The sequence below is a fragment of the Bradyrhizobium sp. BEA-2-5 genome (assembly GCF_032918025.1).
GTDB lineage: Bacteria > Pseudomonadota > Alphaproteobacteria > Rhizobiales > Xanthobacteraceae > Bradyrhizobium > Bradyrhizobium pachyrhizi.
In genome coordinates, this window is the sequence record NZ_CP136629.1 from 5,729,436 (window position 1) to 5,743,385 (window position 13,950).

At 58.9% G+C, this 13,950-nt stretch carries 12 protein-coding genes; all 12 read right to left on the reverse strand.

All coding sequences use genetic code 11. The annotated features are described in order from the left end of the window. Positions 1-6: 6 nt before the first annotated feature. Entirely contained in the window at positions 7-1,605 is a 1,599-nt protein-coding gene (locus RX327_RS27075; protein ID WP_082190509.1) for a glycosyltransferase, read from the reverse strand. Positions 1,606-1,678: 73 nt separating this feature from the next. Continuing rightward, the gene (gene asnB, locus RX327_RS27080; RefSeq protein ID WP_317247657.1) at positions 1,679-3,625 is read right to left on the reverse strand and encodes an asparagine synthase (glutamine-hydrolyzing); all 1,947 of its coding nucleotides are present in this window, start codon (positions 3,623-3,625) and stop codon (positions 1,679-1,681) included. Positions 3,626-3,716: 91 nt separating this feature from the next. Continuing rightward, on the reverse strand, positions 3,717-4,634 hold the full coding sequence (locus RX327_RS27085; RefSeq protein ID WP_317247658.1) for a class I SAM-dependent methyltransferase: 918 nt from the start codon (positions 4,632-4,634) through the stop codon (positions 3,717-3,719). Positions 4,635-4,839: 205 nt separating this feature from the next. Beyond that, on the reverse strand, positions 4,840-6,294 hold the full coding sequence (locus tag RX327_RS27090; protein ID WP_152977480.1) for a hypothetical protein: 1,455 nt from the start codon (positions 6,292-6,294) through the stop codon (positions 4,840-4,842). Then, positions 6,291-7,808, reverse strand: a complete 1,518-nt coding sequence (locus RX327_RS27095; protein WP_063779894.1) for an ABC transporter ATP-binding protein — start codon at positions 7,806-7,808, stop codon at positions 6,291-6,293. Before RX327_RS27095 ends, RX327_RS27090 begins: the two co-directional genes overlap by 4 nt. After that, positions 7,795-8,601 carry an ABC transporter permease gene (locus RX327_RS27100; RefSeq protein WP_050383809.1) on the reverse strand — a complete coding sequence of 269 codons (807 nt, stop codon included), beginning with the start codon at positions 8,599-8,601 and terminating at the stop codon, positions 7,795-7,797. The genes RX327_RS27095 and RX327_RS27100 overlap by 14 nt, the downstream gene beginning before the upstream one ends. Positions 8,602-8,688: 87 nt before the next feature. Continuing rightward, positions 8,689-9,285, reverse strand: coding sequence for an acyltransferase (locus tag RX327_RS27105; RefSeq protein ID WP_082190511.1), 597 nt, complete (start codon positions 9,283-9,285; stop codon positions 8,689-8,691). After that, positions 9,282-10,223 (reverse strand): Gfo/Idh/MocA family oxidoreductase, encoded by a 942-nt coding sequence (locus RX327_RS27110; protein ID WP_050383810.1) that lies wholly within the window; start codon positions 10,221-10,223, stop codon positions 9,282-9,284. Before RX327_RS27110 ends, RX327_RS27105 begins: the two co-directional genes overlap by 4 nt. A 118-nt stretch (positions 10,224-10,341) precedes the next feature. Further along, positions 10,342-10,866 (reverse strand): transcription termination/antitermination protein NusG, encoded by a 525-nt coding sequence (locus tag RX327_RS27115; RefSeq protein ID WP_244481844.1) that lies wholly within the window; start codon positions 10,864-10,866, stop codon positions 10,342-10,344. Further along, positions 10,863-11,504, reverse strand: a complete 642-nt coding sequence (locus RX327_RS27120; protein WP_028343100.1) for a winged helix-turn-helix transcriptional regulator — start codon at positions 11,502-11,504, stop codon at positions 10,863-10,865. The genes RX327_RS27115 and RX327_RS27120 overlap by 4 nt, the downstream gene beginning before the upstream one ends. 138 nt (positions 11,505-11,642) lie before the next feature. Then, complete coding sequence (locus RX327_RS27125) at positions 11,643-12,860, reverse strand: glycosyltransferase family 4 protein (RefSeq protein WP_050383812.1); 1,218 nt, start codon at positions 12,858-12,860, stop codon at positions 11,643-11,645. Further along, on the reverse strand, positions 12,857-13,948 hold the full coding sequence (locus RX327_RS27130; protein WP_160321718.1) for a glycosyltransferase family 4 protein: 1,092 nt from the start codon (positions 13,946-13,948) through the stop codon (positions 12,857-12,859). Before RX327_RS27130 ends, RX327_RS27125 begins: the two co-directional genes overlap by 4 nt. Between the last annotated feature and the right edge of the window lie 2 nt (positions 13,949-13,950).

The window sequence follows — 13,950 nt, forward strand, 5'->3', positions numbered from 1 at the left end:
TCTCGGTCAGTGCGCAACTTTGTCTTCAATGCGCGACACATTTTGAGCCGACTTGCTGAGATGTCGATTAAGTAGCGGCTCGAGCGTTCGCTCTTCATACGCCCAGCAAAGCTCCTGACGGCTTACCCGAACATTCTCCCGGAAGGTCTCGCGAACTTCGTCATTCTCGACCAGCAACTGGAGCGCTGATCTGATCTCGTTGGCATCCTGTGCATTGGCCATGATTCCAAGCTTGTGCCGCTCGGCAACGCGTCGGATCTGCTCGAGATCGGGATAAATCAGCGGCAACCCTGCCGCCACCGACTGAAAGAAGCCGTTCGGCAGGATGTTGGGATATTGGATAGTCCTCTTGAAATAGAGCAGGACCGCGACGTCGGCTGACGCCGCGACGGGAACGATTTCCTGCGGCAGCACCGGCGGAACGAAGTGCACGCGGCCTTCCAGGCCACGCGTCGCGAGCGCGTCATTGCAATCAGGATAGCGTCCGCCAAGGAATGCGAGATGAACGTGCTTCGGCAGGGATACCAAGGCGTCGAAGGCGCCTTCGAGGGTCATGCCTGATTTATAGTTTCCGATAAACACGACGAGGAACGCTTCCGGCGCGAGACCAATCGCGTCGCGGATTGTCCGGGGAACCTGACGATCCAACCGGAAATCATGCGCGTTGCGCAGGATCACCGGCTCGCATCCGAACCGTTCGCGCATCAAGGCTGCGATCCCCTCATTGACCGTCACGACGTCGGAGGCGAACCGGATACATGCGGCTTCAATCGCGCCTTCGAACGGGATCACCCACTTCTTCCAATAGGAGGAGACAGTGGGGTCTTCCTTTTGATGCTGATAGAAATCATGTGCGTCGTAGATCATCCTGGCTCGATACCGAAGGCAGAGCAGGAAAACCGCAGGAAATTGATAAAATGAGTGAAGATAGTAGAGATCGGCACGAGGAGTGACGGAAAGGACCTTAAAGACGTGTTGATCAAGGTACGTCGCAAGATAGTTAGCGAAGGCCAGAGGGTTGATGGCAGCAGCACGGAGTGATTGGGAGATTCCAGCAGGAAGAATTCGAGTCGGCAACCACCCCACGACTTCCCTGGCAAGCAGGATCATCGCGTAGGGAAGAGCAAAAATGATCTGCGCGATAGAGGGACGCTGCTGGAGCGGCTTGCCTCCCTTCAGGGAAACAATTGCTCGAAGGAGATTGCGCTGTAGGGCGCGTGCGACACGCCTCAAGCCTGGAATACGAAGGGCAAGCCGGCCAACAGGCCATCGCTGTAGTATCGACAGGCTCTTGATATCCTGAATTCCAACGGGATCTGGAGCAGCGGCAGCTAATTTCTCCTCAGCCTCGGGATGTGGAGCTGCGACCACTTCGGACGCGACTGGCGCAGTAGCAGTGGACGTTTGAGGCTGAACGCGCGCGCCGATCGAAATGATCTCGAACGGGATTGGCTCATCGGCAAGGCGGCTCGGCGCCCCCTCGATAACAATCGATTTGAATCCAAACCGATGCACCGAGGTGACTTGTTTGAGCGTCCGGCTGTCAGCCGACAATGGCAGCGGCGTTAGCGAAACAACAACGGGCCTGCGGTCCACGTCCTTCATCCTTCACCCAGCAATCAGGCAGTTCGGGAGTCCAGGCTTCCACGATACAAGAAACGAAAATACGTGAGAGCGATCAGACATTGAACTGCTTCCGCCACATATAGAGATTGAGCCAACGCCAAGGCAAAAAGTCGAGACGGCCGGCTTCCTTGATATTCGAGAAAGCGGCGCGGGCGCCGTCGCGGTCGATGAAATCGGCAAGAGCATCCGAGTTTACGGCATCCGAGATGAGAGGACTCAACACGGTTGTCTGCCAGTGCAGCTCCGGCGTTGCGAAGCCCATCTTTCGAGCGCGCATCCTGACAGGTTCCGGCAGAATTCCATCCATCGCGTCACGCAGCACACGCTTCGCGTAGCCGCCGCGGAATTTGATGTCAGACGGAAGCGCAAATGCAAAATCAACCAAACGATGATCGAGGAACGGGACCCTGGATTCAACCGAGAAAGCCATGGAATTCCGATCCTCGAAACGCAGCAGCGCCGGCAGGTTGCTCTCGAAGAAGAAGCGGCGAAGCACACTCGCGAATGGCGCCTTGGCGTCCCACTCGGTCTCAAAAGACTGCAATCTGGTCCGCGATGCGTCAGCACATCCTCGTTCGAAATCCGCCCGCATCCAGGGGAGCTGAGGCGCGCTCGCCGGTGGGGATTTCTCGCCAGCCAGGGCGGCGAATATGCCGCGCAGCCGGCTCCATGGAAGAGTCGTATGCCAAGGTTTTCCTTGCATGCGGGACCATTGCCAGCTCTCAAGCAATACCTTCAGGAACCGCCCCTTCGCAGCCATCTCCAGCAAGAAGTGCGGTACGGTGCTCGCGTAGCCTCCGAGCATCTCATCCGACCCCTGCCCGTCGAGCACCACTTTCACGCCCGTATCGCGTATCAAGCGAAACACCGACCATTGTGCGAAGATGGAGGTCGACCCAAAGGGTTCGTCCTGGTGCCATATGAGAGCTTGCAGGTCCGCCTCAATGTCCCTGTCGCCCGGCTCAATGAAATGCGGCTGCACCTCGGCTGCAGCCATGTTCTGCCGGGTGAATTCCAACTCATTCGCTACGGCAATGTCGAAGTGGCAGCTAAACGCGTGCCTCTCGACCGGCAATTGCGATTCTCGTGAAATATCCCGCATCAGCACCGCAATGGCGCCGCTGTCCAGTCCGCCCGAAAGACAGGTGCCCACCGGCACATCGGCACGTAGATGGATGCGAACGCTTTCGCGAAGCAGTTCGCGGAATTGTCGGGCCGCCTCCTCCGGCGAGATGCCCTCGAGCACGGGACCCGCGGCGGGGGTGTAGTACCGCCGCTCGTCCGGCCCGCCCTGATCCAGGCGCAATACGAGCGTCCTTCCAGGACGAAGCTTGCTGATACCGGCAAAAAACGTCTCGTCACTGACGTCTGAAATCTCGTACTGAAGATAATCGTACACCGCCCGGGCGTTGAGCGTGCGTGGCACCCACGGGACTTCAAGCAGTTGCTTGATTTCCGAACCAAACGCAAAGCGGTCGCCGACCGCAGCATAGTGAAGCGGCTTGATCCCGAAACGATCGCGCGACAAAATCAGGTGACGTTGGCGAAGATCGAGGATTGCGAGCGCCCACATTCCGACGAAGCGGGTGAAAGCATCAGGTCCCCATGCCTCATAGGCTCGAAGAATGACTTCCGTGTCGGAATGAGAGCGGAATACAGCCCCGCGCCCCTCCAATTCGGCGCGCAACTCAAGATAGTTATAGATCTCGCCGTTGTAGGTGATCCAGAGTCGCCCGTCATCGGAGGCCATCGGCTGATGGCCGGATTCCGACAGGTCGATGATGGCGAGCCTCCGGTGCGCAAGAAGGAGATTGGCCTCATCTCCATTTGCAGACAAATCACCGTCGGGAATGACTTTCCCCCTGCCCTGTCGCGTATCGAACCAGACGGCCCCCTCTCCGTCAGGACCGCGGTGCGCAGCAACGGACAACCCCTTGAGGAGATCCCTCGGTGGCATGCGGAAGCCACCGCGATCAAACACGCCGAATATGCCGCACATCAGCGATACGACATCTGGACCAGGACACTCGGCCCACTCGCGCAACTACCGCAGCGCGCCATGGAAAGGGTCTTCGAATACACGGAGTATGTCATCCCACTTTCCGAAGTTCGTAGCAGCCGTCAATTCCGGCGGCCTGTCCGTCGACATACGGCACACCTCTGGCATCAAATTCCAGCCTGGAAAGAAACTGACGACTTTCAGCGTCGAAGGATCGATCCATCATCGGCGTGAACCGCTGCGGCAGCAACGACATTTCGAAGATGGAAACCGCATTCCCGAGGTGCTTGGCACTGAACCCCGAAATGCCCGCAAGCTCATTCATCTCTTGCGTCGTCCAATTTCGGCTTATCGGACAGTCGAAGGTATCGGTAGATCGCCTGAAGGCTTCCTCACGCGAAAGACCGCGATATTTTGGGTCGCTCGCCGGCAAGACGTGAGAAACGAACAGATGAACCCAGATGCTGTTGCGATTGTAGACCATCAGCCGCGCGTATCCCGACGGCTTCAGGATTCGTCGAAACTCCTTCAGAATTTTCTCCGGGCTCGGGACGTGATTGAGCACTCCGGAGCAGTGGACGTAATCGACCGTTCCATCATCAAGGGGGATGCGATCGTCAGTTTCCGATACGTGGACAAGCTTGCAATCATACCCGTGAACGCGCAGGCGATCCGCCAACTCCGCCAGCGACGGACGGGAAATGTCCATGCCATATACGGCCGCAGGGCGGGAATACGTTAGAAACCCAACCAAGTCGTGACCCGGACCGCAACCGTAGTCGACGATCACCTCGCCATCGTGGGACGAAACCGGCAGAAACTTGATGTAGTCGACATATTGGTCGTTTCGCCAATGCATATAGTCGAGAGACTCCGCCGGCGACGAGAATTTCTTATGGAGCGTGACGTTGAAGTCGCTCCAGTAAGATTCAGAGGAAGGATCGGCCTCGGTGTGAGGCGAGGTCGCAGCTGCAAGCACCGTGCGGCCGCCCTTAAATTTGTTCGCCAAAGATGCTCCTATTCGCCTCAACATTGATCTAAGCTCCTACCGAATTGACGTAGAGACCCAAAACGTCAAACGCCTGCCGTGTCACTTTGGTTGGTCCTTCAGCGAAATTACCGGCCACGAGATCCACACTCACCTCGACGCCAACGAAGCTCAGACGGCTCGGACATGAGCGCCTTTCGGCATTTGCCGGTGGCGATCAGAGAGATTACCTCGCCAACCAGGCCAATAGCGGACTGACCCGGCTTCTGACCCTCCCAGGCACCGCTCTCCACATTTTCCCTATCGGCCCAACCGGACTCATATCCGGCTCGACCGGCGCCGCCGCACCTTCAGCCTGCGGAATATCATCCACGGCTTGAGGCACATCATCATTTTGCGGCTCGCTCCTCGGTTCGAGTAGCTGCCTTAGATGTTCCTGCTTGGCAGAGAGATAGGCCGATAACTGGGGTGCGTCGGTGGGCACCTCCGACAACGCGACCGTGTAGGGATCCTGCGGATCATGGGGAGATCGCCACGGCTGCGCAACCGACCGCCAATGTTGCCTTTCGGGATCTCCGACAACGTTTGGATAGAGCTCTTCGATCGCGGAAGCGATCACCGAAGTGAGCGCGCGGTAGCTGTAGTTACCAGATGCAATCAGATGTTCATGAGCTCGTTCCACATAGCCCTGCAAGGACTCAAAATTGTCAAGCCTTGCCAGAACATCGCGGGCGTTCGAGAAATCCTTCTCCAACGGGATGTAGTGAACATCCGGGACGATCGCATCGGAATAGCGTCCCCGAAAGAGAATCATCGGCGTCATCATCGCTGCGCATTCGAACACACGCGGAGAGACCTGTCCGGTATCAAATGGCCGCTCGAAAGGCGCCAGGAAGTCAGTCAGCTCTGGATATTCAGGCGCACGGCCGTGCAGGGCCCGGAATCGCTCGATCTCCCGCTCGAGCTCCTGGTCGAAATCGAAGGCGTTGCTTCCGCTTTCGCTGCCAAGCATAGTTCGGCAGTCACCGATGAAGTTGAACCAGTCCTCGCCGTAGATTCGACTGGCTTCATCAGTCCTGATGTTGTGCGGCTGGCCCAGCTCATCGCAAAGCGCGGCCATGTAGCGGCCAATCTCGAATTTCTCAAAGCCGAGCCGTCCGTACCTCGCGCCGATTTGGCGGCCGCGATAACCGATCGGAAAAGCTCGATCAGCCAGCGGCTTGATCCGGCGATCCGGATGTGCGGCCGGCGCGTATCCCGTCAGCACCTGCCTCAAGGCAACACCCGGCAGTTGCATCGCGGGGTACACAAGCGGCCAGAACTCCTTCTGAACGCTCGTAAGCAGAACATGAAAGCCGAGGCGCCTGATCGCACTCCGCAGCACACCTGTCCGATCGTACTCGTCCTGCGCTATTGCGATCTTCAGGCCACGAAACGACAGAACGGCTCGCACGTAATCGGGGTTCAAGTACCAATCAAAACAGAGCCGCGCACTGTAGCTGTTGATCAGGACATCGAATTCATTGATGTCGAAATTCAGCCGCGCATCATCCGTGCAATGAACGAATTGGACTTCGCAGCCGGGAAGGTCCTTCAGCGCGGTAAGGTATTCCAATGTCGTTGGGACAACATTCGCGGCAGCCGAATAGGCTACCAGAACCCGCATCACTCGACCTGTCATCGAATCTCGGTATCCAGCAAATGCCGAGCCTCCGGATTCAAGCTCGAACCAGAGTCCTGATCGGGAGCGAACTGCCACTCCGCCGAATGAAAGAAGTCCGCGGAAACGTCAACCAGAGATTCCTGAACCTCAACTATCAGATCGAAGCTTCGCGACAACAAGTCATGACGCACGGTGCCGTTGAATCTTGCCAGGTGATCGGCTCCATGGATACTGAGACTTACAACGTATTCACCCGGCCCGAGCTGCACTGGATTAAACAGCATTTCCACACAGCGTTCTTGTCCTTTCGTCGCGGAAAACTTGTCGGGGGGACTTATCAGCTTTGCCCGGCATGCTCCCAGATAGTCGAGCACGACGATGCCGTATCGGCACTCAAAGTCCCCATCCACGCAGGCAACCACATTCAGCATCATCTTGGCCGGCGCCAGCGCCATTAATCTGTTGGTCTCTCCGCGCTCCGTGACCATCGTAAATCCGGACAGCTTCAAATCGCCGCTTGATGCCCATCTCGATAGCCCACCACGCGCGACAAACTTGAAATCCCGGGGCGGCTCGATCGCCGGAAAAACAGCTGCCGTCGCGTGCGGAGCGAAATGCGGCTCCTGCAACAGGACCTCCCGATCGAATGTTGTTTTGCCATCGGCGGGCTTTTCCGACCGCGCCGGAAGCGACACTGAACCAGCAGCCTTTGCCGGTGCGCCATCGTCGCCGGCGGCAGACGAAACCACGGGCGCCTGAAGGCGCTGATCGCCCCCTCCGTGCACGAACTCCTCATAGGCCTTCACCACTGCGAAGGCATCCCCCTGCATGCGGATCTTGCCCTCGTGAAGCCAGATCACTTCGCTGCACAGCTCGAGTACCTGCGGCATTGAGTGGGAAACAAGCAGCATCGTGCAGCCACTTCGCACAAGGGTTTCCACCCTGGCCTTCGATTTGGCAACGAAGTAGGCATCTCCGGCGCCGAGGACTTCATCGACGATCAATATCTCCGGCCGGATCGCGGTTGCGGCGGCAAACATCAGGCGCGCCAGCATGCCCAACGAGTAGGTCTTGATCGGCTGATCGAAGAAGTCGCCGAGTTCGCAGAACTCGATGATTCCCTCGACTGCGTCCCGATACTCGTCCTTGCGAAGACCGTTGTACTGCAATGAAGCTTCGACGTTTTCCCGCCCGGTATGCTCCGGATGAAACCCGAGGCCTGCGGCCATCAGCGCCTGAACTTCCCCATTCACCAACACCGATCCATGTGTCGGCGAGAAATTTCCGCAGACCAGCTTCAACAGCGTGGTCTTTCCCGCCCCGTTCCGCCCGATGATCCCGATCCTGTGGCCACGCGGCACCGCGATGGAAATGTCGCTGAGCGCAGGAAAAATCTTCGGCTGTTGGCGGGTTCGAAATCCGAAGCGCTGCAGCCCAAGGACGTCGACCAGCTGGTCGCCTTGACTTCCATAGAGCTTGTAGATCTTGGAAACCGCTTCGAACTTGATCGCGAACTGCTCAAGCGTAGTCAAAGAACACACCCTTTGCGCGCTGGAAGAACGAATATCCCACCAAAAAGCTCGTAATCGCTATCAGTGCTGCGCCGCCAAAAATGCGGGGGTCGGGCCAGTTGCCGTAGCAGATGAGCTGCTGAAACGTCAGCACGAAGTAGGAAAGCGGATTCAGGAGAAGCAGCGGCTTCATGGCCCCCGGAACCATCTCCGGAGTATAGGCGAACGGACTGATGATCATCATGACCATAAGAACCAGTCCGATGACCTGCTGAATGTCTTTCGCAATTAACGAGACAAGCGAAAGTATCCATCCAATTCCAGTCGCAAACATCAACAGGAGGAGCCAGCACACGGGAACGAGCACGATGGCCTTCCAGTCGGTTCGCCCAAGAGCGAAGCCCAGGCAGAGCGTGATTGCGAGACCGAACAGATGAGGAAAGTGCGCCGCCACCACGGATCGCAGCGGGATCAACTCCGCGGGAAACACGGTGTTGAGCAGCAGATTCTTGTTTGCGGAGACCGAAGAAATTGAGCTCGTGAGCGCTTCGTTGAAGGCCATAATCGGAACGAGCCCGGAGAAGACCAGCAGGATGTAGCCCCACTCATTGAGACCGCTGGGGCGGACCTTGAATACGAAGGCATACAATCCGGCGTAGATGCTTAGCTGCATCGCGGGCAGAAGGACTGCCCAACCGATGCCGACCACCGATCCAAGATAACGTTGGCGGACGTCGTGAGCCACCCCCTCAATGACGCGTCCTCCGTAGATCGAAAGAAGTCGAAAAACGTTCAGATTTGATGAGTATTTCATTTTCCATCAGCTTCATCGATGCGGTGGAGAAGAAGCTCCTTGGGCCTCGATCTGACCCGTCGATCGACTTCCTCGAATTGCACGACGCTAGCCGGCGTCAGCGCCGAGCGCCCCTGACGAATCGAGCTTGTATTTCTCGCCGGTTCGCGGACAGACCAGATCTGCGCCCAGCCGCTCTCCGCTTCGGCTCATCCAGCCGGCCCGTCGCGCCGGATTGCCGATCATCAAGGCGAATGCCGGCACATTCTTCGTCACGACAGAGCCGGCGCCGATGAAGCAGTATTCGCCGAGCGAATGGCCGCACACGATGGTGGCGTTGGCACCGATGCTGGCGCCACGCCCGACGGGTGTGCTGCGAAACTCGTCCTTGCGCGACACATCGGCACGCGGATTGTTGACGTTGGTGAACACGCAACTCGGACCGCAAAACACGTCGTCTGCGAGCTCGACACCATCGTAGAGCGACACATTATTCTGGATCTTGCATCCATCGCCGATCTTCACGCGCGGCCCGATCATGACATTTTGTCCGATCGAACAATTCTGACCGATGACGGTGCCGGGAAGCACGTGACAGAAGTGCCAGATCTTGGTGCCTCGCCCGATGATCACGCCATCGTCCACGTAGCTGGATGCGTGGATCAGCACACCCGGAAATCGCGGATCATCCTTCATCTCGCTCATTTGGACGACGCCCCACGCGCGGACGGATGCTGCCATTCATGCCCGGTGGTCAGTGGCGCCTGGCGGAAGGCAGACACGATCTCGATCGAAGCCCGCACGTCGTCGAGGCCGAAACCGCGCCCTGCGAGAATCTCCTGGTAGCTCCGCGTATGGAGATCCGTGAAGCCCTCCGAGAACTCGACCTCCTCGCCATCCACGGTGATCGAGCGGAACGTCGTCTTCTTGCCTTGGACGTCAGGCGGCAGATCATTGCTGTCTACCGATAGAAACCAGCTGATGTCGGCCCGCTCGCATTCGAGAAATCCGGCCGCCCGTTCGCGCTGGCGCAGATGCGCCTCGTTGCGCTTGACCGAACCGAACACGAAGCTCAGCATGTCGAAGAAGTGCACACCGATATTGGTGGCGACCCCTCCCGACTTGGCATCCTCGCCTTTCCAGGATGTGTAATACCAGCGGCCTCGTGAGGCGATATAAGTGAGCTCGACCTTGTGTCGCTTGTTGCTCGTCCCGAACTTCTCCCGCAGGTTGATGATAGCGGGATGAAGCCTCAGCTGCAGGATTGTCGAGATGCGACGGCCGGTATCCTGCTCTATCTCAGCGAGACCGTCGATGTTCCATGGATTCAAAACCAGCGGCTTCTCGCAAATTGCGTCGGCTCCTGATCGCAGGGCAAAGCGGCAATGCGCATCATGCAGATGATTGGGTGAGCAGATCGACGCGTAGTCGATTTTCTCGCCGCGCCGCCGCAGCTTGTCGACGTGGCGGTCAAATCGCTCGAACTCGGTAAAGAAGTGGGCATTGGGAAAATAACTATCCAGAATGCCGACTGAGTCATTTGGATCGTAGGCGATCTTCAGATCTCCGCCTACCGCGTGTATCGCCCGCATGTGACGCGGCGCCACATAACCGGCTGCTCCTATCAACGCAAACGAATGCATCTGACTTCTCACGCCTCCCAACGAAGTTCAATTTTTCCAAGCTACCGCACTCGGGGTGAATCGAGCACCACCCCGAGCCGGATTTCTCTACCACCACGCCTGCGAGCAGCAGACGCCGTCAGGCCGCGGCAATCAGATTGGCGCCGACCATCACACGCACCTTGCGCCCCAATAGGTCGAGCAAGACCGCGACACGCTCATGATCGCTGACGCCCTCCACCAGCGCGAGGCTATCAGCGAACGCTCCCTCGGTGATCCGCACTTTGTCTCCGGGCGAAAAGGGAGACCGACGCGAAAGCGCGATGAAACCGGCTTCGTCCTCACGTGCTTTCAACGCCCCGACCACAGCGTTCTCCACCGACGCCGGCCTGCCGTGCAAGCAGACCAGATGGGAAACACCGAGCGTCGATTGAATAGCGCGCCACCGCTGCGTTGCGAGATCGATGGCGACAAACAGATAGCGCGGAAACAGCGGCCGCGCGACGACGTCGACCCGGCGCGCGTGACTGCGGCGCTTTTGGTAGCGCGGAAGATAGACACCAAATCCCTGGCGGACCAGATTGGCCGCCGCCTTCACTTCGGCATTGACGTGCGTCTGCACGACATACCAGCTGAGGCCGAGTTGCGCTTCCGTTGCCATCATTCCACCCTCTGCACGCCAGGCGGACGCAAGCCCAGCAGGTCAGGCGTCAACACTCTTTCCGGCCCAAACATATCGACAGCCTGATCGAACACATCCCTGGCCTTGTTGAGATGCGTAACGACGACCGCGTCGAACGGCTCGGCCACTTCAGCATAGGACGGCACCACCTCGATCCCGAAGAAGTGTGACGCGGCTTCATCGGCATCGACAACAGCAACGATGGACACCGGGCTGTCCACGGCGCACAAGATGGCTATTTCGCAAAGATCGGATTTCCCGGCAAAAACAATTCGCTTGAAGCCCAGCACCTGAGCGCGATCGAACACGCGCGAATACTCTTCCTTGGCTCTTCGAAAGAGCGAAAACGACGAAGAGAGGAACTCAACCGTGAGCCTTGATTTCTCGGAAAAGCCCTGGGGCGTGAGATAATAGGCATATCGACGGGCCGGCGCCTGACCAACCTTGACGAACCCCTTCTTGATGGCTCGCCTCAAATAGGCATTGACCAAGCCAAGCGCGATTCCAAGCTCCGCCGCGATGCGCCGCTGCGAGCGCGCCCCGTCGATTTCAACGGAGGTCAGCAGACCGAGCACAAGTCGATCGCTGTCTCTGTCGTCCGTCGGGAGTGTGTTTGCCATGCGCCCATTCCTGCAATGCGTGCATTAGCGCGTTCATGCGATGAACGTCAAGCCAAATCGTTCACGCGATGAACAACACAAGTAATTGTTTTTAAAAGAAATTTATCGGAGGAGCCGACATCTCGTCCCCACCAAATGTCAGGCGTGGTCGCCCGATGGCGTCAAGTATCGCGCTGCCAGCACCGAGTAACTGTACTGCCGGGCTATGGCGATCCGATCGTCCCGCGAGCGCTCCGGGCCATTCAGCGCCGCGACCAGGGACTTGGCGAGCGCCGGCGGATCGTCCGGTGCGCATCGAGACGTCACCAGCTTTTCAAGCCCCGCGAGCGCCCTGCCCTCGCACGCGATGACGCTGCGCGGTGCGAAGAGACAGTAGTCGAAGAGTTTGTTCGGGCTGATGCCATGGTGATAGAGCGCATTGTTGTGGAAGGCCACGACCGCGCAATCGGAGGCATGCAGCATGCCGTGCACGACCGATCGATCGACTTCATCGTGAAACTCCACATTGGCAAGCGTGGCCGCCCGCTGTCTCAACGCGTCCCTCGAGGTGCCTGAACCGATCATCACGAAATGGATCTCGGGGTTTGCCTTGCCGATGATAGAAGCCGCGTCGAGAATGGCCTCCACGGCATTTGGAGGGCCCATGCCGCCGGCGTAGAGAACGACGCGCCTGCCCTGCCGCTTCAACAGATTGATGCGATCGATCAGAGGGTGACCCAGATTTTCGATCGTCAGCGCGCTCTGTATTTCACCGTCGGACACTCCGTTGGGGATCCACGTGAACTTGCCGGACGGCAAGCCACGCGCGCGCATATGCGCTTCAGCCCCGGCCAGCAGACAGATCACGCGATCGGCCGCGCGATAGGCCGAGCGCTCCTTCCAGCCGAGCACCTTCATCAGCGGATGCCAGGCGGGAGTCATTCCAAGCGCCACGATGCTCTCCGGCCAGAGGTCACGGACCTCCAGCCAGAACCTGGCACCGAACTGCCGCGCGATCTGATCCGCCGCCGAGATGAAGAACAGATGCGGGCTCGACGCTATCATCAGATCCGGTTTGCCGAACTGCGCGGCGATTGCAGACGCTGCCGAGCGGAAAGCCGGCCCGAAGCTCAAATTGTTCCGAAGCCGCCCCAGGCTGCCGCCGGCATAACGCGGCGTATCGAGAAACCAGAAGTCGACGTCGTTGATCCGCTGCGGCCCCGGAACGCGCGGCTGCCTGTGCAGATGATGGAAGGCTGCGCTGACCACCAGCACCCGGTGCCCCATCTGTCTCCAGGCATCGGCAAGCCAGAACGGACGATAATGGCGGCCCAGGCCCGGACCTCCTGCAAAGGGATGCAGCAGCCAGATATTCATGCCGCGGCCCCGAGCGAAGCAAATCGTCGGTAGAGTTCGTTGAGCTCCGCCGCGTCATGCTGCCAGTTGAAATTCCCGGCGACCGCTGCCCGTCCCGCCAGCCCCAATCGGATCGCCCGTTCCGGATCATCCGCGAGCATGGACAGGCTGTTCAGCAGCGCCGCGCGATCGTTGAGCGACACGACGAATCCGCACCCCGCCGCGTCGACGATCTCTTTTGATTTCGGCAAGTCACTTGAAATGACGGGCAGCCCGGCGGCCATGTATTCAAAAAGCTTGGTTGGAAGTGACAGCAGATAATTCGGTTCGGGCAACAGCAGATTGAGACCGATGAGGCTTTCGTTCAGCAGCGCCGCGATCTCACCGCGTCCCAGCCTGCCCCTGTATGATACGTCGGCGGAAGATTTCGCGAGCCAGGCTTCTTCTTCGCGGCCGATGCTCCCGGCGAGCACGAGCGGCAAACGCACCGCGGCACATGCCTCCACCATTTCGACCAACCCGCGATCGAAACTCGTCCGGCCCACGTAAACCGCCTGCCGCCGGCGTCTCGTCGTCGGCGTCGGCTCGATGAATTCGTCCAGTCGCACGGTGTTTCGCACCAGCGTGACGGCCGCACCATAGGCGCGAAAGCGATCGGCAATGGCCGGTGTCGCAGCCACGATCGCATCAAAGCGGCGCGCGGCGCTCCGCTCCACAACTTCCATCGTGCGCGCCACAGCCGGCCGCATCCAGGACCAAATCCACCGCTTGGAATAAATGTCCGCCGGCACGTCCTCGTGGACGTCGTAGATCACCCTGCAACGTCGGCTCTTCAGCTGCAGCGCGAACGGTATCAGTTCAGGATCGTGAAATTGCACGACATCCGCGCCGGTCGCGCGGGCAAGCGCAAGCGCCGCTCGTCCCGCGACCCACGGGCGCTTCCAACGGGGAACCGGCGGCACCTCGATCAACTTGAATTCAATGCGACCTGGATCGCTCGGACGGGGTGATCGCGCCACGACAGTCACGTCGTGACCGGCTTCGGAGAGGCTCCGCGCCTCCTTCTCGACAATTCGAATGTCATCGGCCGAATGGACACTCGACAACATGC